The sequence below is a fragment of the Paenibacillus sp. GCM10027629 genome (genome assembly GCF_042676425.1).
GTDB classification, from domain to species: domain Bacteria; phylum Bacillota; class Bacilli; order Paenibacillales; family Paenibacillaceae; genus Paenibacillus_K; species Paenibacillus_K terrigena.
Map to the genome: position 1 here is coordinate 71,605 of NZ_JBHTGZ010000012.1, position 24,899 is coordinate 96,503.

The 24,899-nt window shown below is 44.7% G+C and carries 16 protein-coding genes; all 16 read right to left on the reverse strand.

The features are described from left to right. Positions 1–96: 96 nt before the first annotated feature. The 16 genes from ACFQZR_RS21055 to ACFQZR_RS21130 all read right to left on the reverse strand — a co-directional run bounded on the left by ACFQZR_RS21055 (position 97) and on the right by ACFQZR_RS21130 (position 24,892). Positions 97–1,320 (reverse strand): amidohydrolase, encoded by a 1,224-nt coding sequence (locus ACFQZR_RS21055; protein ID WP_379349598.1) that lies wholly within the window; start codon positions 1,318–1,320, stop codon positions 97–99. A gap of 64 nt (positions 1,321–1,384) precedes the next feature. After that, a complete protein-coding gene (locus ACFQZR_RS21060; RefSeq protein ID WP_379349600.1) occupies positions 1,385–2,575 on the reverse strand; it encodes an MFS transporter in 1,191 nt (396 codons plus the stop codon). A gap of 152 nt (positions 2,576–2,727) precedes the next feature. Next, positions 2,728–3,054: an L-rhamnose mutarotase gene (locus ACFQZR_RS21065; protein ID WP_379349603.1), complete on the reverse strand. Its 327-nt coding sequence runs from the start codon at positions 3,052–3,054 to the stop codon at positions 2,728–2,730. 39 nt (positions 3,055–3,093) lie between these two features. Then, entirely contained in the window at positions 3,094–4,191 is a 1,098-nt protein-coding gene (locus ACFQZR_RS21070; RefSeq protein WP_379349605.1) for a mandelate racemase/muconate lactonizing enzyme family protein, read from the reverse strand. A 38-nt stretch (positions 4,192–4,229) separates the two neighbouring features. Next, positions 4,230–4,991, reverse strand: coding sequence for an SDR family NAD(P)-dependent oxidoreductase (locus ACFQZR_RS21075; RefSeq protein WP_379349607.1), 762 nt, complete (start codon positions 4,989–4,991; stop codon positions 4,230–4,232). A gap of 78 nt (positions 4,992–5,069) precedes the next feature. Next, positions 5,070–5,708 carry a GntR family transcriptional regulator gene (locus ACFQZR_RS21080; protein ID WP_379349609.1) on the reverse strand — a complete coding sequence of 213 codons (639 nt, stop codon included), beginning with the start codon at positions 5,706–5,708 and terminating at the stop codon, positions 5,070–5,072. Between the two features lie 234 nt (positions 5,709–5,942). Next, on the reverse strand, positions 5,943–9,854 hold the full coding sequence (locus tag ACFQZR_RS21085) for a glycosyl hydrolase family 95 catalytic domain-containing protein (RefSeq protein WP_379349611.1): 3,912 nt from the start codon (positions 9,852–9,854) through the stop codon (positions 5,943–5,945). 210 nt (positions 9,855–10,064) lie between these two features. Continuing rightward, positions 10,065–13,772 carry an alpha-L-fucosidase gene (locus ACFQZR_RS21090; RefSeq protein ID WP_379349613.1) on the reverse strand — a complete coding sequence of 1,236 codons (3,708 nt, stop codon included), beginning with the start codon at positions 13,770–13,772 and terminating at the stop codon, positions 10,065–10,067. Between the two features lie 24 nt (positions 13,773–13,796). After that, a complete protein-coding gene (locus ACFQZR_RS21095) occupies positions 13,797–14,843 on the reverse strand; it encodes a sugar ABC transporter substrate-binding protein (protein WP_379349615.1) in 1,047 nt (348 codons plus the stop codon). An 85-nt stretch (positions 14,844–14,928) separates the two neighbouring features. Further along, positions 14,929–16,437, reverse strand: a complete 1,509-nt coding sequence (locus tag ACFQZR_RS21100; RefSeq protein WP_379349617.1) for a sugar ABC transporter ATP-binding protein — start codon at positions 16,435–16,437, stop codon at positions 14,929–14,931. Between the two features lie 15 nt (positions 16,438–16,452). After that, the gene (locus ACFQZR_RS21105) at positions 16,453–17,391 is read right to left on the reverse strand and encodes an ABC transporter permease (protein ID WP_379349619.1); all 939 of its coding nucleotides are present in this window, start codon (positions 17,389–17,391) and stop codon (positions 16,453–16,455) included. Between the two features lie 261 nt (positions 17,392–17,652). Beyond that, the gene (locus tag ACFQZR_RS21110; RefSeq protein ID WP_379349621.1) at positions 17,653–18,969 is read right to left on the reverse strand and encodes an ABC transporter substrate-binding protein; all 1,317 of its coding nucleotides are present in this window, start codon (positions 18,967–18,969) and stop codon (positions 17,653–17,655) included. 48 nt (positions 18,970–19,017) lie between these two features. Further along, positions 19,018–20,013: a substrate-binding domain-containing protein gene (locus ACFQZR_RS21115; protein ID WP_379349623.1), complete on the reverse strand. Its 996-nt coding sequence runs from the start codon at positions 20,011–20,013 to the stop codon at positions 19,018–19,020. Positions 20,014–20,026: 13 nt separating this feature from the next. Beyond that, a complete protein-coding gene (locus ACFQZR_RS21120; RefSeq protein ID WP_379349626.1) occupies positions 20,027–21,781 on the reverse strand; it encodes a cache domain-containing sensor histidine kinase in 1,755 nt (584 codons plus the stop codon). Positions 21,782–21,787: 6 nt separating this feature from the next. After that, positions 21,788–23,419 (reverse strand): response regulator, encoded by a 1,632-nt coding sequence (locus ACFQZR_RS21125; RefSeq protein ID WP_379349628.1) that lies wholly within the window; start codon positions 23,417–23,419, stop codon positions 21,788–21,790. 264 nt (positions 23,420–23,683) lie between these two features. Beyond that, complete coding sequence (locus tag ACFQZR_RS21130; protein ID WP_379349630.1) at positions 23,684–24,892, reverse strand: SGNH/GDSL hydrolase family protein; 1,209 nt, start codon at positions 24,890–24,892, stop codon at positions 23,684–23,686. Positions 24,893–24,899 lie beyond the last annotated feature (7 nt).

Genomic DNA, 24,899 nt, shown 5'->3' on the forward strand with positions numbered 1-24,899 from the left:
GCAGGAAAAACCATTGCCCCTTTCAGAGAAATAGAAAGAGCCCGTCAAAGCTTGTGCGCTTTGACGGGCTTAAATGTGTTATAAATGATCCCCTGCCTACAACGATCCAGATACGATATTGCCTTGATACATCACGGCTGGGCGTTTCGATCTTCTAGCGATCGTCTCTGCCGAGCAGCTTGCCTCGACAAATACGATGCTCGCTTCATCACCCATTTTAGGCCATACTTGGTAACCTTCTTCATCTAGCGGGGTCTTTCCTCCGGTAATAAAATGTAATGTTCGCGCCAAATCCCGCTCCGTTCTGCTTCCGAACCGTTCTGCCAATCGGCCGGCACGCTCAAGCACATCCCCGTTGCCAAAAGGAGACCACGAATCAAAAATATTATCGCAACCTACGGCTACCGGCACACGATGCTGGTGAAGAAAAGGAACCGGCGGCATCGTTCTGGCAAGCGGCACGCTTGTAACGATCGTCATGCCATTCTCGGCTAACAGATGGGCGATATCATCTGCTTCTTGTCCTTCCATGTCACCTAAAGCAAATGCGTGACTTATGGATACGCGTCCTTGCCATCCGGCTTGCTCTGTCAGCTGTGCCAGCCGTTTGATCGTATCGAGCCCGATCCGCCCTCCGTCATGCAAATGAAGATCAACATCGGCATTTCCTTCAACAGCCAGCTCCATCATCTGATGCAGTGATTTTTCCATGTCTCCGTCTACATGATGCGGATCTACGCCTCCGACCAGGCCACAGCCCTGACGTACCGCAGCTTTGATGAGATCATAACATTGCGTCCGCAGGAGTCCGTGCTGAGGAAAAGCAACGATTTCATATGACACTTTGCCATCGAATGCAGCGAACGCTTCTTGGATCGTCTCCAAGTGACGCAGTCCGACTTCGGGATAAATATCAACATGCGTGCGTACATGGGTTGAGCCCGCTTGGAGAAGAACGTGAAGCAGCGCCTCGGCACGTTCCTTCATCGTCGTTGCAAGCGTTGGAAGCGTATGCTTCTCCATTTCGAATCGCTCAACGATAGAAGCAGCCGGTTGAACGGGCCGCCAGCGGTCGCCAAGCAGCGTCTTGTCCAAATGACAATGCTTCTCTATGAAGGACGGCAATGCGAGCAATCCTTTTGCATCCTTCCGAAGCCCTGCATCATCTGGCAAAGGTTCTGTCGCAGGCAAGATGTTCGATATCTTTCCCGCATGAATTTGTAAATGGTAAAGATCCGTCTTCGTTCCTACAACGTTGCCATCTTGAACGATGTGTCCATTTTCCAATCTCACATTTGTAAGCCAATACATCTCTTGCATGATTGTTATCCCTCCATGGCTAGATTCGCTTTTTTTCACCTTGCGTATTCCCTGCTTACGTACCCTATTCGTGCGATGTGCGATAACTTTGACTACGAAGACGTGTTAACGACACAAAGCAGCTCAGTACCAAGACGAAAGCACCGAATAGGTAAGGCAAATTGATATGAACATCGAATAGAATTCCTGCAAGCATCGGTCCGAAGATGGTACCAAGGCTAGAATAGGCGTTGTTCATGCCCGCGACGAAACCTTGTTCATCCCCCGCTTCCTTGGACAGCATGCTGTTCATCATTGGACGCAGAATATTGTTGAACGTAAAGAATAACATCGTCACGATCATGACATACAAGAAATTGCCTGAGAAGATCAAACCGATTAATGTAACAGCAGATAACAGGAGCATGGCCGCAATGACCCGTTTCTCCCCGAATCGACGAGCGATTCGTTCTGTAAGCACAAGTTGATTGACGGTAGCGATTAACGAACATACGGTCAGCAGGATCGAAATGTCACGTGTCGTGAATCCGTAGCTCTGTACGACGAAGAGCGGGAAAATCGCTTCAAAATGGGTCAAGCCAAAGGAAATCGCAAAAACAATAAGTAATAAAATGAAATAGCGTGAGTGAATGGATCGGCCAATTTGCTGAAATACATTCTCCTTCTTCTCCTTCGTTTGCTGGCGCAACCGGCGAACGTCCGGAGTTAACGATTCTGGCAGCATCCGCAGACTGCAAATCATGGCGAGCAGTCCGACCAGCGCAGAAGCATAAAATGGCGCCTTGATGCCTAGCTCAGACAGTAATCCCCCCACCCCGGGTCCGATTATAAATCCCGATGTCATAGAAGCGCCTAACCACGACATTGCCTTACTGCGTTCTTGATCTGGTGTAATGTCCGCAACGTACGCGATAATGGCTGGGATAAGCGCTGCTGAACCGATTCCGCCAATCAATCTTGAGACGAACAACAAGGATAGATCGCCAGCTAAGGCGGCTAATAGATTCGAGAAAGCAAATAAAATCAACCCTATAATTATCATAGGTTTTCGCCCTCGTTGATCTGACAAATTGCCTGCAACCGGTGAGAACAGAAATTGGGTTAGTCCAAAACAGGAAACCAAGTATCCTGCCGCTTGTCCACCTGCCTGAAACGATGTAAGGAGCTCGGGGAGAATGGGAATAACGAGACCCATACTTAAATTTGCGAGAAACATGTTGAGTAGTAATAATGGGAAAGCTGACTTTGATACCATGATGAGCTCCTTCCTTCTAATGCCAAGTCCATGCTAACATACATCCGAACGGTATGGGAAATATGTAAAAGCTTTAAGAAAAGAATGTTTTTCATATACTAGATGCGTGAAATAACAAAAACTGCCGCAAATGCGACAGTTTTTGTTATTCTTCAGTCAGTATGAAAGACTTCCTCCATAGATGCCCACCATTCTCCATCTAGCCGTGCCTTCAATGGCTCTTGGCATGGATCGCATAACTCCCACCAATTTTGGGTAACAGGATCTGCTGCCATCTTAGCCATATCCTTCTTGAAATCTTCACCGATGTATTCAAAATAACTAAATAAGTAGCTGTCTTTATAATAAATGGAATAATTTCGAATATTGCACGCATGGATCATCTTGAGTACGTCTGGCCACACATCAGCATGCAGCATTTTATATTCTTCGAGTTTCTCTGGTTTAACCTTGATTACATTTCCATATCGCTTCACCATAGTACGCATCCTTTTTATTCAGCTTGAATGCCTTTAAACTTATCTCACGCGATACTCATTAAAAAACTTAGGCAAAATCGTTGTCGAAGCTCCAGGCATTTCAGGCAGCACATAATGCCCTTCTTTTACAGTCGCAGGCTCCTCGAAAATGTGACGTATCCAAGGGATATATTCCAACATGATTGCATTTTGCGTAGAGGCTACAAGATGCTGGTGGATTTGACCCATATCGCCAACGTGTGGACAAATCGGGATATCATACGAAGCAGCTAAACCAGCCACCTGCAGCCATTCCGTAATACCTGCTACACGAGTGACATCAACCTGGCAATATTCGACTGCGCCTTGGTGAATGTAATCCCTGAACGCATATTTGTTGTACACATGTTCTCCTAGAGCAATGGGAACGTTCAACTCGTCAGCCAACTTTTTATGTCCCATAATATCATCCGGATTTAATGGCTCCTCCAACCAGAACAACTCGAATTCCTCAAGCTTCTTGCCCCAAGTCATCGCTGTATTAATGTTCCACTGCTGATTGACGTCGATCATGAATATGACATCGTCTCCAATTGCTTTCCTTACAGCCTTACAACGATCGTAGTCTTCACGCGGATCTGGCTTGCCGACTTTGATCTTAACGCCAGTAAAGCCCTGCTCCACAATATCCGTTACATCCTTTAGCAGACGCTCCTGCGTCCAGTTGAGCCAGCCGCCGTTCGTATTGTAGGCTTTAATTGATTTCGACTTCGCTCCTCCGAGGTACTTCCACAGCGGCTTATTCGACGCTTTCGCCATAATGTCCCACAGCGCGATATCTACAGCTGCCAGCGCCATATGCGTGACGCCCGATCGGCCGATCCAATGCATTTTTCCAAATCGCATCTCGTCCCATAGCTCTTTGACCATAAATGGATCTTTGCCAATTAAAAGAGGAGCATAGTATTTATCAATCGTATCAACGATCATATCATCGCCATTTGCACATGTTCCTGTATATCCGTATCCAATAAAACCTTCATCCGTAAAAATGCGCACACCGGATAACCCCCAGTGTGTAGCAACATTAATAGCATCTGTGATCGGTGGTGTAATCGGTACATGCAATACAAAACTTTCCACTTTAGTGATTTTCATCTGATCCATCTCCTAAGTTTGGTATATGCGAAACATATTTAGTAACCAAGTGACGCTCCGCCGTCAACGGGAAGAGCTACACCTGTAACGAAACCGGATTGAGGGCTGGCTAAGAAGAGCGCGGCTTGAGCTACTTCTTCCGAAGTAGCTGGTCTACCCAGCGCATGCATATCATTCAACTTCTGAATGGTTGCTGTCGGATCATTCTGCTCTTGAATCCACTGTTGTAATAGTGACGTAGAGACTCCGGCAGGGCAGATGCAATTTACACGAATTCCATCCGTCGCATAGTCTAATGCCAGTGATTTCGTCATTGCGATAACTCCGCCTTTGGTCGCGGCATATACGGGATTCATCTTTTGTCCAACCAAACCGTTTAACGAAGCCATATTAACGACGGTTCCACGCGTTTTCCTTAGCTCGGCGAGTGAATGCTTGATCATAAGGAACACACTTTTCAAATTAATGTTGAGCAGCCGGTCCCATTCATCCAATTCAATATCCTCTAGATATTTAGGCAAAATAACGGCAGCGTTATTCACAATGACATCCAGGTGACCAAACTTATTTAATGTTTCTTGGATGAGCGCGCGAACATCCTCTTCATTCGAAACATCAGCCTTCACCGCTGTCGCGTATTGCCCGATTGACGTTAACTCATCTGCCAAACGGACGGCTTCCTTCTCATTCCAGTCCGCAATGACTACCTTTGCGCCCTGAACAGCAAATAAACGTGCAATCGCTTCACCAATTCCCGATCCGCCACCTGTCACGATGGCTGTTTTACCAGACAGCACCATTTAGGCTTGCCTCCATTCGTTTTATAAAAAGTCGCATTATAATATATCATTAATCATGTATGATAATAATTAAAAAAATTAGATAAAGAAGCTTCTAGTACGTGCGTGAGAATTAATCAAATGCTTCAGCAAAGCTTGCTCCGCTTCCTCAACATTCCTTGTTGCCAAACAACTTATAACCAGCATATGCTCATGCCATTCCTCTTCAATCAGTTGTTGATCCATTCTTTTTTGAATAACCGTTAAATATCTCTGTATTCTCTCTATATACATTGTAATCAAGTTTTTTAAGGTATGATTCAAGCAGTAATCGAGGATTACACCATGCAAACTTTGGTTCATCTCGGCGATCAAATTAATTTTCTCGGTATTTTCCTCTGGCTTTTTGTTAGACCATCTCTCCATATCCATTTTCAGATCATCTAATAAAGAATTAGGTATATTGGAAGCTGCTTTTCTAATAGCCAAGCATTCTAATTCCATTCTAATTTCAAAAATTTCGTCCAGTTCTTGCAGAGTCATATCCGTTGCATACATGCCTTTAAACGGCACCATATTCACCAAGCCCTCAGCAGTCAATCTGGATAGCGCTTCGCGAATAGGAATATTGCTGACCTCAAGTTCACGAGCTACTTGATCGATATTTATTTTTTCCCCGGGAACAATCTGGTGATTGATAATTTGATCTTTTAATAGAGCATAAATTTCATCTGTCAAAACATACCGGCTTAAACTTTTTTTCAAAACTTCCACTCCACTCGGACTAAAATCGTACATGATTCATGATACCAAAAAATGGACATATACACAAGCAAACGTAAACGGAAATAACCGCCATCGTCTTGCACGAGACGGTTATTCCGATTCGTAGAATCATTTTCATTCTAAGCTAGCAAAATCAGCCAAACTGTTCGAGCCAATTTATGCTGGAAACTATTCGCGATTCCCGCATTATCGATCCATCCGCAAGATTGCTTTCGCTACAACTGCTAGGTCTTCAATATCAATCTTACCGTCATGATTGACGTCCGCTTTCGCAATCCAGCCTGGCTGACCTTCTTGCGTACCATAAGCAGCTGCGACAATTGCCAGGTCTCCAACGGTGACACCGTCTTTTCCATTGATATCCGCGGAGATTCGGTTGCTCTCAAACGTTTGAATGGCCGCTTCCAATTCGGCTTTCGCACTGTCCACCTGCTTCTGAGCAGCATTCGGATCATTTGCAACTGCACGCGCTGCATCAATCGCCAACTGCAATTTCGCTTTGGAACCGATCACGTACAGACCATGCTCATTCCCTTCCACGGCAGCATCATGCTTAGTTTGAGCGGTAGCGATCGCAGTATTCAATAGTGTCTTATCTACGGATACGCTAATTTGTAGCTCGTGGGAGGATCCAGCAACCTGCAGCTCGTTCCCTTCACCGTTCGCAATAACAATATTTCCTACAGATACAGACGATTGGGTTGCCTGAATGTCGGATTTCACCGTAAATTTGAACTTTAACATATCCTCTTGGGCAGGCACGCCTTCGTTCGCCCCCACGTTGGCAGTTACAATCCTGATAAGTCCCGGCTCCGTCTCCTTCTGGTCGATGACCTGGAATCCGTCCTTCAGGGATGTTACTGCATCGAACCTCAGGTTCGCCTTATCATAATGGAGGGTAACGTCTTGCGCGTACATGCGCTGGTATACGCTTTGCGTTACACTGCGCAACCCCATCGTTAGATTAAACGTTTGGCCAGGGCTCACATTATCAGACCCGGTTATCACCGCCTGTGGCCCGGATGTAGTGTCAACTAATACATTGATTTCCGCCGCAGATGCCCATCCATTGACGCCAGCCGTTGCTTCGAGCTTCACATAGGCTGCATCAATCGATGCAAAAGTCGCGTATTTCACAGCATTATCGCCCACCCAATTACCGCTTGCCACCTTCGTAAAGGTTACTCCATCTGCACTGACATAGACATTATAGCCTGTAATGATGCCATTCGGGCCGGATTGTCTTGGCAAGTACGCGACTTGGCTGATAGGATAGCTTCTGCCAAGATTCAAGGTGATCGATTGCGGGAGAACATCGGACTTATCCCACTTGGTATGCCACATCGTCTGTGTGTTTCCATCAATCGCGTTGGAAGCCCGATCATTTCCGCTACTTGTTTCCTCGCTTGTTGCTGTTGCCTTCATTTGAGACTTCGGAATTGTATTGACCGTCACGCGAACATTTGTGGTCAATGGTACGTTATTCGGGTTTTTGACGCCATCAGGCAGGATGACGGTTCCTGTTACGGTGAAGGTCTGCCCGGTGACTGCCGCCGGATCGTAGCTAATGCCGTTCATATCCCATGACACATTGGCATCCACCATACCGCCATTAGTGAACATCTTTACATTGCTGGGCAGACCTAGAGCTTTCGCTGTCTTTGCCGTTCCGATCGCCACGCCCGTTATCGCCGCTGGGGCTAGGATGCTTTTAATCTTGTTATCCATAGGTCGAATGGAACGAATCGTATAGGTTGAACCAGCATGCGTATCGAACTTGATTTGATCATTGTTGACAACCGTATAGGTAACCGACGTACCGTTCTGATCAACAACTGTGGCCCCATTAATATTCGGGTAGTACACAACAGCTGTAACTCCAGCATTCGATTTAATTTGAATGTTCGTTGCCCGGGATTGCGTCCAAGATACACCTACTTCAAATCCGCCGCGCACCTTTAGACCGGAGAAGCTTCCAGTCGTCCATGACGACGGCAGTGCAGGCAAAATATCAATATTGTCGAGGTGGCTTTGAAGCAGCATTTCCGATATCCCGGATGTCGCACCGAAATTCCCATCAATTTGGAAGGGTCCTCCAATATTAAACAAGTTACTAAATACGTATTTGCTAAGCTGTCCTTCTAGAAAGGTATGAGCATGAGTGCCCTCTGACGCACGTGCCCATAGATTCATTTTGTTGGCAAGAGCCCAGCCGTAGCCGCCATCATCTCCACGATGTAACAAGGTCACTATAGCAGCTTCCAACCACTGCGGCGTATTTTTGTTGATCTGTTTGCCTGGAAAGAGACCGACCAACTGAGATATATGTCGATGTGTATTGTTCGGATCGTCGATGTCCTGCTTCCACTCTTGAATTTGACCGTATCGGCCGACTTTAACGGGAGACAGCATATCACGCTTGGCGATGAGATCACTGCGGAATGATTCATCGATGCCGAGAGTTTTACTCGCTTCTATCGTGTTCGTGAACAAATCCCATACCAGCTGCTGATCAAACGCGCAGCCTTTGCTGATATCCCCTTGTTCTGGCGAGTAGCAAGGCGAAGAAACCAGCGTCCCGTCCGAGTCTGCGACTAGATACTTTGTCCAGAACTGCGAAGCTTCTTTCAAAATCGGATAGATGCGATTTAATTTGGTTGTGTCACCAGAAAACTTATAGTAATCCCAAACATTGTTGGCAATAAAAGCATTGGCCGATGGCGCCCAGCCCCAATAGAAATCCCAGCCCGGTGCAGTAAACCCGAACGGATTGTTCATCGTATTTACCGTCCAGCCTCCACCCGTTACACCATAATGCTTCTCGGCAGACACACGGCCAGGGGACAATAGAGATTCTACATAATCGATTAGCGGAACCATGGTTTCATCCAGATTAGCTACTTCAGCCGGCCAATAGTTCATTTGAACATTAATATTGAAGTGATAGTCGCTGTCCCAAGGCGGCGTATTCGAATTGTTCCATATCCCTTGCAGGTTTGCAGGAAGGGAACCGGCACGCGAAGATGCAATCAGCAGGTAGCGGCCATACTGATAAAAGAGTACCTCCAACGCTTTATCCTTCGACGTGCTGTAACCAGATATAAGCTGATCCGTAGGGATCTGTGGTGTGGATTCTTCCAAATTCAAGGACACACGATTAAACAAATTCTGATAATCATTCAAATGATTGCTCTTTAGCAAATCGTATGATTTGCTTGAGGCTGCTTGGATCGTCGATGTCACTTGATCATGAGGGTCGACTCCCTTGTAAGTTGGGTAACTGTTGATATAATCCGTCCCTGCAGCAAGCACAATTGTAAGCGAATCCGCGCCAGCAACTGTGATTTTCCCGGTACCAGGCGTTATCGTTCCCCCTTCGTTCAGCACTTTCACTTGGGATTCGTACAACATTTGGTTATCGCGGACACTGCCTCGGATTGTAATTGTATCGCCGCTTGCAGTTACCGCACCTCCTTGGGCGCTAGTCGGCCGAACGTCTAACGATATTTTCCCCTTCTGGCTGGCTGAGAGCCTCATCACCATAACTTTATCCGGATAGCTGATAAAATACTCTCGAAGGTAGTCAACACCGTCGTAAGTATAGGAAACTCTAGCGGTTCCATCCTGTAAATCCAATTCTCTGCGGTAATTATTAATCGTCATGGAAGAAGGCAATTTAAAATCAAAATACATATCGCCAAAGTTTTGATAATCGCCGAACCCCGTTTGGACTCCGGTTAAATAGGTATTGGCCTCGGTGCCGGCGCCGGGGATGTCACCCGAATCCAGTTTTGAGCGAACACTTCCAAGATGAGAAGCAGCTCCATCCTTATTCCCGAAAGAATAAGATGCGGAAGATCTGGGACCACCTGTCCAAAGCGTTTTTTCATTAAATTGAATGCGCTCTTGATCCACACCGCCAAATACCATACCACCTATGTAACCGTTTCCGATAGGGAGTGCTTGTGACTGCCAATTGCTTGCCGGCTGCCGATACCACAGCGAAAGTTTGTGCTCCGGAGGAGCCGCCTCGCCTGTATAAGTGACTGTTGATGCTGCTTTTAAAACAGGTATAGACGTTACCGATTGTAACATCATTGCAATCATAACCACGCTCACTACCTTCAATCTAAAATATTTGCTTCTTGCAAAAAGCATCTCCCATTCACCCTCCTAAGTTTAATTATCCTAGGTACTCATTGAAGCAATGATATAATCAGGTTCGCCTGCACTTTTCTGGGGATGGCAGCATGCCATCCCCTCGTTGAAGGATTCGCGGAATAATGTAGAATTCCCGTTATTTCTGGTTTATTCGACTTCAAGAATCTTCCTTGCCAAAATGGCAAGATCCACAATGTCAATCACGCCGTCACCATTAAGATCGGCTGCCATGTAAAGATTCCAGTTCGGATCTTCCTTGGTTTTTCCATAGTAGCTTGCTATAATAGCCAGGTCCCCGATGCTGGTTCTGTCGTCCCCGTTCATGTCCCCCGGAATTCGCGAGATCACCGAAGCGAGGAACGCTTGCAGCGCTTCATTCAACGCAACAGACGCTTGATCGATTTGCTGCTGGGTAGCCGCTGCATTGTCGGCCACAGCTTTAGCTTGATCAATCGCCGCCTGCAGCGTCGCTTTCGATCCTGACGGATATTTGCCGGGCTTGGTGCCTTCCTCAGCCGCATCATGCTTCGATTGTGCGTCGGCAATGAGGGCACTCAATACCGCTTTATCAACAAAGACGATTTGTACGCTGTGGGAAGCGTCCGTTAATGAGGTTTCCGCGCCGTCGCCTTCGGAGACAACTGCATGCGCTAGCAGGATTTCGGTCGATGTCGATACGTTGATCGGCTTGGCTTTCCAATGCAGCCTGAGCAGATCGCCATCCGTGTTTACCCCGTTGCTTGTTCCGAGGCTAGCCGCCAGAATCCGAACTTCCCCTGGCGCTTCCTTACGGCTTACGATATCAAAGCCATCTTTTACGGATTCCGCAGAGACGAATTCCACTTTCGACTGATCGTATGTGAATGTCAGATCGTGGGCGTAAATGCTGTGAGCCACATGTTCCAATCCATAGGTCAGGTTAAACGCTTCGCCTGCACGGACATTGCCCGCCCCTTTCAGAATTGCTCCCAGCAGTGCGCTTCCCTTCTTGGCAAAGACGGCAGTGATGATGTGGTTATCATCCACTTTATTAAAGGTGTAGCTGGTTACAATGCCCACTGAATTGCCGTCGACCAACACGTCATTGATGACGTATCCGTCGTTGGCCATGATGGTGAACGTAGCATTGCCTCCCTTGTCGACCTTGACGTTTGCCGGGCTGATGACGCCGCCTTCGGCCTGGGTTGCCTTGATCTCATAGCCATTTGTGACAGTCAGGGGCACCTGCTTGGTGAGCGTCCTGCCTGCCAGCTGCACCGTGACAGTGATGTCGGTCTCACCAAAGGCTACGGCAGTAACCTTACCGGAAGCATTCACAGTTGCGACAGTGCTATCCTTGGATTCGAACTTCGCGATTTTCATCAAATCCACTTTGTCCACCGAATCCTGCACAACAAGCTGGGTGCTCTCCCCCACCTTCAGCGAGGACTCTTCTGCGGTAGCCTCGATCTCTGGCAGCGCCCCGTCTTCTACCATATATAGCGAGAACTCGGAGAACGTCGGACCTCTCTTTTGCTCGTCGGTTGCAATCAACTTCAGTTGGGTTGCCGTCACCGGTGTCTTCAGTGCGACAACCAGTTTTCCGTTTTGCAGCTTCTCTTTTGTCAGAATGTCGATCCACTGTCCATCTTTTTCGTATTGAATCGTGACATTGCCCGTTCTTGTGAAGCTTGCGTCTTCCGTCAGCACCATCGTATTGAAGGTTCTCTCCCCGGTGAGGGTGATCTTCGCAGTGCTGTCCGTATCGCCGCCACGTGAAGCCCAGCGCGTTCCGGAATTACCGTCGAACATTTTTTCGACCTCATAGCCGGCAGTCTCCGTATACGTTTGATCGGAAGTGCCCGTTGCGTTCAGCGCGAGGTTACGACCGTAAATCTTTTCCTCCAAATCCATAAGGTTCTTTTTCTGTGCATCTCCACTGGCGATGCCGAGCTTTCTGGCGGCGGCGTAGAGCGAATCAATGTCTGCCTGTTCGAGTTTGCCCTGGCGATTGGGGCCACTGTTGAGCACCAGGATGTTGCCTTCATTCTTGTATTTATTGTACTTGGCTGCAATCGTATTTGGAGACATGGACGGCCTTGTGCCATAACCCGTGTGCCAGAACCAAGAGCTGTTGAGTACTAGCGTCGCCTCGAAAGGGAGGTAATAGGTTTGACCGCGATAGGTAAAGAGCTTCGGATCGTTGTTGCTGGTCTCCATGCCGTCGCCCAATCTAAAATCAGAGGGGAAATAGTAGATGTTGTCGCCCTCCCTATGATCGGGGATGCCTTTCACCGTGCCATCGGTGCTTCCGATCGTCCAATTCAGGCCAACCTGGCTGCTGGGCTGGAGTTTTTTGACCGTGTCGTATAGTTTGCCAAATTCCCACCGTGGGGCAGCCTTCTCCCAATTCCCGTCGATCCACAGCTCTGATATAACGCCTCGGCCGTTTTCGTCCTTGAGGCCGTATTTGCCACTCATGATCTCCGATAATTGATTCCTGGCGTACTCGTTGTATTTGGCGTCATTCTGCTTACCGTATTTTCGATCCCAATTGTTGTCCCACGCAGAGTAATAGACGCCCATATTGATGCCGTACTTGTTGCAGGCGTCGGAGACCGCCTGCAATACATCGATGTGGCTTCCGGACAGCGGATTGCCGACATCGTAATCGGTGTAAGCGCTGTCCCACAGGGCAAAGCCATCGTGGTGCTTGGTCACCAGAAGTACGGTCTTCATTCCGGCTTCCTTGGCAGTTTTTACCCACTGGTCGGCATCAATGGAGGTCGGCGCATATGTAGCGGGAGAGAGATCACCGTAAGACCATTCGTTCTCGGTGAATGTATTGATACCAAAGTGGAGGAACATGGTGTATCCGCGATCTACCATTGTCTTCTGGTGCTCGCTCGGCACCACATTCGGTTCCAGCTCAATCAGGCCCGTGTCCAGCGGTATATCTGCTGCGGGGTATTCCTGGGCGGTGATCTCGTTGATTTTCATGGCCCCGTTCGTGTCCGTATTCACGGTCAGCCGAATCTTGCTGGTGGTGACAGACGCAAAGAAAATATTCTTTTTGTACGGTAGCTTTGCGCAGTCCACCGTTTTCAGTGTTCTCCACGCCGCACCGTCCCAGTATGCTACCTGAATGGTCTTGAGCTTGCCGGTCGTCTGCTTGGCCTCGTCTACCGTGATTGTATTGACGATCTTGGCAACGCCATACTCGATTTCGATCACGGACTGCTTCTCGCTGCCGTCGGAGAGCCAGGCGGTGGCAGGGTCCTCATCCACCAAATTGAGGGCGGGATTACTATTGTCGGAATTGGTCGCCGTCGCCTGAACCCAAATCGGCAATTCGTACAACAGTTGAATTTCGCTGAAATTCAAACCCTCCGGAGGATTCACCGTCGTCAAGGTAAGCCGGAATTCACTAGCCATCACTTCATCGAACACGACGGTGCGGGACTGACCAGCATACACAGGCTTTTTGACATGGGAAACCGCCGTCCAGTTGCTGCCGCTTTTATACTCGACTGTAACCGTTTTCAGATTATTGTAGATGCCGTATTCATGTAGACCCAACTGGTTGATCTTCGTAGCGCTTTTCAGCGATAACTCATAGGTCGCGCTGACACAATTGTTTTTCGTTGCCCACCAGGTGGATTTATCGCCATCTACCGCGTATTCGGCCTTCAGATCATAGTTGCCGTCTTTGTAAGCTTCCGACGCGGTAACCTTAGCGCCAAGCGCATAATTTGGATTGCTCACCAGATCACCACTTGCCTGCAACGGCGCATTTGCGGACACAACCGGAATCTGCGCCATTAGCAACCCAAGCACCAACAGGAATCCGACAAGTCTGAACGATCTGTTCTTCATACGCCCTTCCCCTTTCAATTTCTTTTATTTTTTCTCCAGGTACTTTGTTTCTAAGTTCGCTTTAAGATCATTTGTTACTTTCATAATATCGTCTTGGAACGTATCAACATTGTCTTTCGTAACGACAACAATACCGCCATCGACTGCGTATGAATCTTGTTTTGGTGCCCATCCGTCGGCCATTTTTTTCAACAACAACATAGACAAGTAGCCTGCACCGAATGAATTCTGTGCGATGGTCGCATCTACGGTGCCATCTTTAATGGCTTTTACAACAATTGGATCCGTATCAATTCCAATAGAATGAATCGTTCGCTTGTTGTCTTTGCTTTTGTAATCACCCATAACCTGAGCTATTGCAACAGTAGGCGTAAATCCGGTAGCAATAATACCGTCTACCTTATCGATATTTGCGGCTATAACACTGTCAATCTTCTGAACAGCTTCTTCCGTACTCTTCATGCCAGAAATCTCTTGAATAATTGTTACATTTGGATGTTTCTTCACAACTTCTTCTACACCTTGTTTGCGTAGAATCGTATTAGAATCTTCCAACACTTCAAGTATGTTAATGATGTTCCCTTTGTCTCCCATCAATTCGATCAGCTTTTCTGTAGCAACCATTGCCGCCTTCTTAGCGTCTGTTCCGACAAAGAAAGATGCTGTCGTTGGTTGAACTGTAGATGCGCCGAAATTGACAATCTTCACGCCACGATTGGTTAATTCTTCGTACAATCCGTTTGCTCCACTACCGTCAGATGGGTATATGGAAAAGTATTTAATCCCTTTAGCTGCTAAGGCACCTACATTGTCAGTTTCGCTCGTTTGATTCCAGTCTGGTCCGATTTGTTTCTCTACTGTAATGCCGTAATCTTTCTCAAAAGCTTCAACACCTTTTTTCACTTCTTCAAAATAGGGGTGCGGAGCGGATGCATACCAACCTAATTTATAATCCGTTTCTTTGGAAGCCGTTTGATCTCCTCCCTTAGAGGTACTGCAACCAGCTGCCAGCGTGCCTACAAGTGAAAGTACCATGAGTGAAACAAGAGCGTTCTTCTTCGTTTTTCCCATTTTTTCCCTCCTCTACTAAATATAAATCCTTTCAAAGCTATGTTAACTGGGCGTATATAACCCCAATTCAACAACTTTGCATGCGTTAAGCTAAATATTGACCAATCCTTCCGCTTAACTCCTCATACGAGTATGGTCTATCATTAATATCATTGAGTTCACCTACAATTTGAAACTCTCGAAATACGAGGATTCTTCTAGCGAGCGTACACAATTCAGGCAAGTCAGATGAAATGACGATAATCGATTTCTTCTCAACCTTCGCTAAATTCCAAATCAGCTGATGAATATATTCCTTCGCTCCGACATCTACGCCAACAGAAGGTTCATCGATGATTAAAATATCACAGCCTGCGGCGATCCACTTCGCAATACTTACTTTTTGCTGATTACCCCCACTCAGTCCACCAACAATATCGTCAGAATTATTAACTTTGATATGAAGAGCTTTAATCATTTGCTGTGCTTCGAATTCTTCCAATTTCAAATTTATTTTATGGATCGCAGGCTGAACAACTTTCTTCCAGATGGTGATTCCGATATTTGTTCGTACAGTTTCCTCCAGAAGAAGACCTTCTTCCTTGCGGTTCTCGGAAACATATCCTAATCGATATTTGTAAAGACTGTCCGCCATACTATGAATAGACGCCTTCTTGCCGTGTATCCATACTTCACCAGCGTCCATCTTATCTTCGCCGATCAAGATCTTGGCTAATTCTGTCCTTCCGGATCCTACAAGGCCATAAAAGCCCAATATTTCACCTTCGTGCAAATCCAGATTAATATTGTTAAATCGCCCTGCTTGCGTTAGATGCTTCACTTCTAGAACTTTATTGTCTGTGTTAATATCCAACTGTCCCAAATCATGATCTTTCATTTCCCGGCCTATCATCATTTTGACGATATCTTGTTTGGTCACATTCCCACGATCCATAGTACCCACATACTTGCCATCGCGAATGACGGATACTTTATCACAAAGGGATAGAACCTCCTCAAGTTTATGCGATACAAATATAAGCACTACACCTTGTTCTCTTAATTTAGTCACAAGCGTGAACAGTTTTAAGGCTTCATGTTTCGTTAGCGAGGAAGTCGGTTCATCGAGCAGCAACACCTTTGCATTTGAAGATATCGCTTTGGCGATTTGAACGAGCTGCTTCTGTGCTGCACTCAGTCCAGCAATCAAGGTTGCAGGATCCATTTCCAAACCGACGATCTTTAAATATTTGGCTGCCTCCGTATTGATCTGTTTCCAGTTGACAATGCCAGCGCTTGCAAATTTTTCGATCTTATCTATAAAAATATTCTCAGCAATACTGAATTGAGGAATAACTTGTATTTCCTGATTCACAATACTTATCTCATGATCCAAGGCATCACGAAAGCTTTCGAATCGCACTTTCTTACCGTTTAATAGAATCTCGCCTTCATCGGGTTGATATATGCCGCAGATGATTTTGATTAACGTACTTTTCCCTGCCCCATTTTCCCCTAACAGTGCATGAACTTCACCAGGTTTGAATGTTATGGACACATTGTCGAGCGCCTTAACACCTGGAAAAAATTTGCTAACACTCCTCAATTCCAGCATACATTCTCTCCTCTCTTATTTTTTTCGGCGTGAACTATATTTGATTCGTAAACTCTCTGCGATGACTGCTAGCATGATGATGGCCCCAAGGAAAGTTTGTTCATAGTAGACATTGGCACCAAGCATAATTAATCCATTATTAATGAGTGCAATCATTAGCGAACTTGCAAAAAGCCCTATCGCGCTTATGGCTCCTCCATTGAGAGCAGTTCCCCCAATGACGGCCACAGCGAACGAAATAATCATCCAATCGCTTCCTGTTGCCGGTGTAGCCGACCCCATTCTGGAGATCCATAACACACCTGCAATAGCAGCAAATATACCTGATAACACATGGCCCATCAGAATGATTTTGTCCGTTTTAATGCCCGAATAGCGTGCAGCTACCAAATTCCCGCCCGTCGCAAGAATTTGTCTTCCGATCACGGTGTACTTAAACACATACCACAAGACGATTAACGTAAAAATCATAAGCCAAAATAAATAAGGTAATCCGAGCAAGCCCTCCCTTCCAATAAAAGTAAACGCCTTCGGAATATTCGTGTAAGGAAATCCTTTGGATATACCAAATACAAGACCCGTAAAAATAAATGAAGTCGCCAGTGTCACGACAAACGCATTCAATTTCAAACGAACGATTACAATACCGTTGAGATAACCAGCTGCTGCTCCAATGATGAGTGCGAATAGGACTGCCACGGGGCCAGGTAATCCCAGCGTATGCATGGTATAGCCTGCTGTAACGACAGAGAGTCCGCCAATCGCCCCTAAGGACAAGTTCATTCCACCTATGACCAGCACAATCGCTTGACCTAGAGCAACGAATAAGAACAAGGATGTGGTTCTAAAGACATTAAACAAATTGTACGAAGATAAAAAACTGGAAGATCCAATTGCAAATACGATAAATAGGATCAATGAAGCCACAACTACACTTGTATCACTTCGTTTCAAGATTGATAATAGAACTCCTTTTTTGGGATAACCTAGCTGAGATTCCAATATTACATTTGAATTTTTTCCCATAATTTTTCCTCCAGTTCCCCTGTTTGTTCACTTTGATATCTATAACATGTTTCATGTATGATTTATGAATAGATTAACGTGAATGTCCTCGAGAGTTAATAGAAATTTCCCCGATGATGGTCTAAAATTCCACTATTAATAAAAAAAGCTGCCTTCCTCGAAGAGAAAGAGCAGCTTTTGTACATGTTTTCATTTGGTTTGATTCATCATTTCTGTGATTCCCTTTGCCGCGGCATCTAATCCTTCCTTAGGTGACATATCACCTATAATGATTTTTTGCAGGTACGGATATAAAATATTGGATAACGGAATCCACTGTTTAATCGGCGGAGGTGTGCGAAAATCTTCTTTTAAAGCAATATTTAATGTATTGTAGAAGTTTTGCTTTCGCTGATCTCCTTTTTTTGCATCATTTAATACTTGATCCCATACCGAGAGGCGAACAGGAGTTGCACCCAGCTTTGATTCGTTCGTCATATTTTCAGCGTTTGTCAAAAACTTGATAAGTGCAGCAGCTGCCTGTTTATTCTTACTAGCTTTCGTTATTGCGAATCCATGAACCCCACCCCAACCAGGATGAATGCCACTTGGCCCTTCAGGCGCACGAATTACGTCAAACTTGCCCGCAACCTTTGAACTTTTCGGATCATCGAGTGTAGAATACCACCCCGGCCAATCCGAATATATGGCGATTTTTCCATTCGCAAAGTTATTTTCTACTTCATCCCACAGGAAATCAATAACCCCTTTTGGCATTGCGCCCGCTACATACAGATCACGCAAATATTGAGCTGCCCTCAAGCCGCCTGATTGATTTATTATGACATTCCTTTTATCATCAAAAAAATCACCGCCAAACGCTTGCGTCAGTTCCATGAAACGGCCTGATAATGCTTCTTCTTTGCCTGCAAATTGTGTTCCTGATAGGTCCGTACCTTGCTTGGCAAAAAAAATTGAAATGTCTTTCAATTGCTCCAACGTTCTTGGAGGTGCCAGATCATAATGATATTCGCTCTTAAACTTGCTTCTGTTCGTTTCGTCATAAAACAAATCCGTCCTATAATAGTACACGCCAATATCTGCGAGCCTTGGAATCATGTACAGTCTCGAATCTATTTCACCGGCATTTAATATCGATGGAGAGAAGTCTCTGAGCTCATCCTCAGTAAATAAATACTCCAATGATACAAGTGCATCAGCGTAGCCCGGGAATTGACTGGAATGCGTTGAAATAACGTCATAGTCAATTTTATTAGCTGTAAAATCGTTTTTCAGCTTCTTGTCCAAATTAAAATTATTATCTTTAAATATGATCTCTACCTTTGCGCCTGTCTCTTGCTCAAACTTATGAATGGACTCATATAAGGACTCGTAAGTGCCCCCACCGATTAAAGCCGCTTTCAGTTTGACTCCTTCAAAAAAGGTATTGTTTGTAATTCCAGTCGCCGAACGCTTAACAGCCTTTACTGGTTGCTCCGAATGTAATCCAATTATCAATAATCCCATCCATATGAGAAAAACAATAAGTCTCGTCCATTTACTACACATGGTCCCCTACCTTTCGCCAAATGGAAAAAGCAGCTTTTCAATTTCATAGTTATACATATTGAATTTTGTTACAACTTCGGAGCCAGTATCAATTTGAGGGCTGATTTTCTCCCTATTCAGAAGCTGTACGGATGTCTTTACCCCTAAGTAGCCCACATTAAATGGCTTTTGTACAACTAGGGCTTGAATCTCTCCTTCTTCAAGTTGGTGAATCTCTTCAATTGAGCTGGAGAAACAGACTAGTTTCACCTTTCCAGACAAACCAAGTTCTTTCACTGCCCTAGCTGCGCCCTTAGTTCCCGTCTCGTTTAAAGCAATGATAGCGTCTACGGAATCAGGATTACTTAGAAGTTGTTTGGTGAACTCGTAAGCTGCATTTTCTCCACTGCTATAATAAGTATCCATGATTTCGATTCCTGGATGCTTCCCAAGCACCCGCCTCACACCTCTTTCCCTTTCCATCTGTGACAAGGAGCCTTGATCAAAATTAATAATGGAAATTCTGGAACGAGCAGAAAGCAACCTTAAAGCTTCTTCTCCAGCTTTCATCCCTGCTGCAAAATGATCCGTGGCAATTACACTACTCGCGAGATTTCCTGTTAATTGCGCATCAATTGTAATAAGCGGTACACCTGCGTTTATAATTTTTTCAGCAATTAGAGTCATTTTTTCAGCATCTATTGGAGCCAAAATAATGCCTTCGGGCAGTGGTCCATACTTTAGGATGGTATCCACGATTTTAATTTGATTGTCCGCATCATTTTCCAAGCGTGGAGCTACGATTTCCACCTCTGCGCCGAATTCTTTTGCAGCAACCTTCGCACCTGCAGCCAACGTTCGCCAATACTCTACGTTCGGATCGCTCGTCTTTGTAACTATGATTATTTTGGGCTTAGTCTCTAGTACTTTTTCTGGGGTAAAATCAATGAAGCGCACCATCAAGACGAAAGCGGCGCAAAGCAGTGGTACAATGGTAAGCAATGCCATTTTCCTTGTTCGCATCGTTTCGCCTTCCTTATTCTATAATGGGGATACATATCGTAACCTCAGTACCTTCACCCTGACTTTTAAAGCTTAAACCGTACGGTTCCCCGAAAGAAAGCCGTATCCTCTCATTTACGTTCATCACGCCAACGCCTTTGTCTTCGATACTATTGTGATTCGATAAGATTTGTTGCAGTTTCTCAGAATCGATACCTATACCGGTATCGATCACTTTCAGTAAAATACAATCCCGTGACTTTTCGCCAATAATTTGGATTATCCCCGGTCCGCTTTTATATTTAATCCCATGATAAATGCTATTTTCAACCAGCGGTTGTAAAACAAGCTTAAGTATTTTGCAATGCCAAATTCCTTCGTCGATGTCAATTCGAAAATCCAGTTTTGACTTATAACGCATTTTCTGAATCGTCAAGTAATTTGTGATATGCTCTATTTCCACTTGAATCGGAATTAATTCACTGCCTTTGCCGATGCTGGCTCGCAGCAAATTACTTAGAGCTAAGGTCATCGTCACTACTTCTTCCATTTTCTTTCCTTCTGCCATCCAAACGATCGAACCTAAAGTATTATATAGAAAATGCGGATTAATTTGCGCTTGGAGCGCCTTTAGTTCGCTTTTACGTTTAAACTCCTGCTCCACCACGATTTGATTCATCAATTCTCTTATTTTACCGATCATAATATTAAAACGTTTGCTTAATTTACCAATTTCATTTGTTGATATAATGTCTGATCTAATATTGAAGTTCCCTTCCTCAACTTCTCGCATATACGATTCCAGCCGTTTGATCGGAAGTGAAAGTTTATGAGAAATAATGACCGCGCAAATTAGACCGATCACGATACATAGAGCGCCCGTGAATAGAAAGGAGCGTTTCATTGCCTCCTTATTGCTCACAAGCTCATCCAAATATGCAACACCAACGATTTTCCATCCATATCCAGTATCTTTCGTTGTATACATACGGCTGTTAGCACCTTCATCTATAACAAAACTGCCATTGTCATAACGAAGAACTTGCTCAATCATTTCAGACTTTAATTGACTATATACGATTTGTTGTTGAGGATGATAGATAACATTCCCCTCTTTATCGACGATAAAAATATAACCGCGTTGACCAATGCTAATGTCGCTACAAATGTTGTTAATCACATCAAAGTCCAAATCGATCGAGAAAACGCCGAGACTCTGTTTATCATTGTCGCTCCGAATTTCTCGGCTAAACGAGATGACCCAACGGTATTCTTTCAAATATACATGTTGAACATACGGCGAAGAGATAACGACTAGCCCTTGTGCCTCCTTCGCATTAACAAACCAAGACTGGTTGCTTAAGTTCAGATTAGGCTTCAAATATGTATCGGATCGATCGGATATGTAATAAGAACCCTTATCACCCGCTAGAATGATAGACGAAATATCTTTGCGAGAACTCCGTATAGATTGAAAATAATTGCGTATTCGAAGCCTTGCTTCGTCATCAATTTTCAGAGTGTTATTATTCGGAGAATTCATGAAATTCCTTATATCCGCATTATTAAGGGCCATTAGCGTGATGTATTCCATGCTCGTAATATACGATTTAATATTCCTGTCTACTTGATCGATAATTTGCGATGTATAATCTTGTGATTTTGTCCTAACTGCATCTGCGGATAACTGATATGAACTGAAGCTCATAATGATAGTAGTCAATAAAATGAGACAGGAGAAAGCCACTGCTATACTCGATTGAATACGGGTAAACGTAAACCGACGCATTGTACTTCACCCTTCCAACCCGTTCTTCAATTCGCTTCTAATTTTCTCACGATACTCTGTTGATGAGAGACCCGTTCTTTTTTTGAATATTAAACTAAAATAGTGAGGATCTCGATAACCTGTTTTGTTCGCAATTTCATACGTTTTGAAATCGGAATATTTCAACAACTCCATGGCCTTCTCTATCCGGATTCGAGTGAGATATTCAATGAAAGTTTCCCCGGTATGCGATTTAAAGATTGTACCAAAATAGCTTGGACTCATTTGAAGATGCTGGCACACATCGTTTACAGATAAAGTTTCTTTTGAATAGTTGCCCATGATATAGTCTTCAGCCAAAATGACTTTATTTTTCGAGATATTGTTCCTTTTTCCTGTAATACATCCGATTAGCTGTTTACAAATTCCTTTTAGCCACAATTCGATATCGATCAATGTCTTAAATGTGAATATTTCGTCAAAAGGATTAATCGGATTTATAAATAACTCCAATCCCCCCAATTCATTAATTGTACTCATAAGCGTTATGCCGATTTTTTGAATATAAATCAAACACGTCTGCATCGGAATTCGTGCCAGCTTTAAATTTCTTATACAATCTTCAATAACGAGATCAACCTCTTCTGCTGTACCTGTTTTCAAAGCCAAAACCAGCTTTTTTTCCCAATCGTTCGAAATTTCAACAGGACTTTTATCAGATCCTTCCAGATCGGAAAGAGATATCACATTGTCTTTACCTATTAAAAAGCGATAATCTAGCGCTGAAATCGCTTTTTGATACGATACGGCGATTTCTTGCAAGGAAACGCAAGCGCTTCCAATTCCGATGGTTACTGTAAATTTCAGAAACTTCTTCACACATTGACGCGTTTCTTCTGAGAGAGCCTGAGCCAATGCATAAACGCTGTTCATATCATCGCTAGAAAGTATGGATACAATTTTGTCGTCACGGCTCCGAAATACGATGCCGCCCTTCTTCTCTCCCATGATTTCTTCGACGATATTACAGACAGCGAAGCGCATCAGTTCCTGTTCGATCACTGAGAATGAGTTGCTTCGCTCACCAAAATCATCGATATCAATGACAACCGCCATAAAGAAAGATCTAGACAGTTGAATATTAAAAAGGGCAAGTTTCTCATTCAATACTTCTTTCTTTAAAACGTTAGTGACCATCGATTCAAGAAATCGTTCTCTAAGAAGCGGAAAACTTAGATTGAGTTGACTTTTAAGCTTATTCAAATCCTCTTTCTGTCTAAATTCCTCATCCATGTCTAATTTCACTTTATTAAGTACATCCCGTAATTGACTAGAAGAAATGGGCTTCAACAAATAATCATAAACCTTTAGCTTAATTGCCTGCTGTACATATTCGAATTCATCATAACCTGTCAGCACAACGACTTTGACATAAGGATATTTATCAAAAATTTGACGTGTTAGCTCAAGTCCATCCATAAAAGGCATATATATGTCAGTCAAAACCACATCAGGTATATGCTCTTCAAATGCTTCCATGGCTTCAAGACCATTTTCAAAGCTGCCTATGAAAATGAACCCATGATCCTTCCAATGAATGAGCTCTTCAATACCTTCTCGCACTAACTCCTCATCATCGACTACAGCAATTTTGTACATAACTCCTCCAACCTATAAAATAGTAAAAGCGACTCTTATTAGGACTCATATCCAAAATAAACCATTTACTGTTTGTGTATATTGTATAATAAACTTCTAGGTTCTGGTGCAAAAATCTCCAAATCTCTTCCATGATAATAAACATTTCATTTCAAGAATTTCTTATACGATTTTATGTAAAAAAGAAACCTACATCATAACTAACCGCTCAACTGCAGTCAGATAGGATGTAGGTCTTCCAAGTGGACAAAGCTTAATCATCAATTATAATGGCGGCTGCACCAATAACAACTTCCCAAGCTGGATCACCGTTTGATCATACCAATCTGGATGCTGCCGAACATGCTCTCTACTTCGTTCATTGCCGCATTCCTCAAACACGGCCGCTTTGTCTGTCTTCTCGGTATCGACTTCGAAGCGAACCGTATGTTTCCCATTCGGGAGCTCCGGCAAGAATACATACTGATTTCGATTATGATCGTTGTGTGGTGTAAATCGATCGACAACAAAGGGTTCCCCGCCATCCACCGATACCTTCAATCTGCCAGAATCTGGCCCCCCGATATCGAATAACCCGATATGAGTTCCCTCGAACTGCACTGTAATAGCCTCTCCAGCATTGACTGCTCGCCATAGGCCGGGGAACAACCAATTGTACTCGCGCACTAAAGCACAATCATCGGGCGTCATGTAAGACCATCCTGCGGAAAAATGAGTAAGACGATCCAGTGACAGCATGGTCGCATACTCCCAAGGATTAGACGGGACCAACGGATTCTGAGGCAAGTGATGTTCCAACCTTCCCAGATGATCTCGAAGTTCGCTCATTTTCTCAAATGACCGGGTGATCGTATCCGTGTAGATCTGATGTCCTTCGGGAATTGTCGGATGGATCGAATCATGCGTAAAAATAACTGCTCCTGGATTGGACTGGTCTGCACTAGAGGTGAAAATGAGCTTTCCCTCGGACACCAGTTGACTGACCGCTACGCCCAGATGAATCGAAGGAATACCGTAATAATCGGCCACTTCCTCTTGCATGAGAGCCCCCTTCTGGTATTCCCCAGACTGAAATAGGGCCACATCCCGCTCCTTCAGCGTATAAACGAACAGAATATCGGTAAACCGGCTGCGCTTGCGGATCTGTCGGACAATTCCTTCGATCCGCGCCTTGGATTCGGGAACTCCGCCATCGTTACCAACAAATTCAACAAACACGAGATCAGGCTGATGACGCAGCACATCCATCTCCAAACGGGCGCAGCCGAGGTCCGATCCTGTCCCAGAAATGCCTGCATTCACAGAACGGATATCCGCATTGGGATATTGCTCTCGAAGCCAATCCACCGTCATGACCCTGTATCCTTCAGAACGCGTATTACTGCCGCCAAAATAGACGATTGTTACTGTATCCCCATTTTCTAACTTAGGAATGACATTAGGCAGTCCTCTTCGAGGGAATAATTCCTTCATCACGACT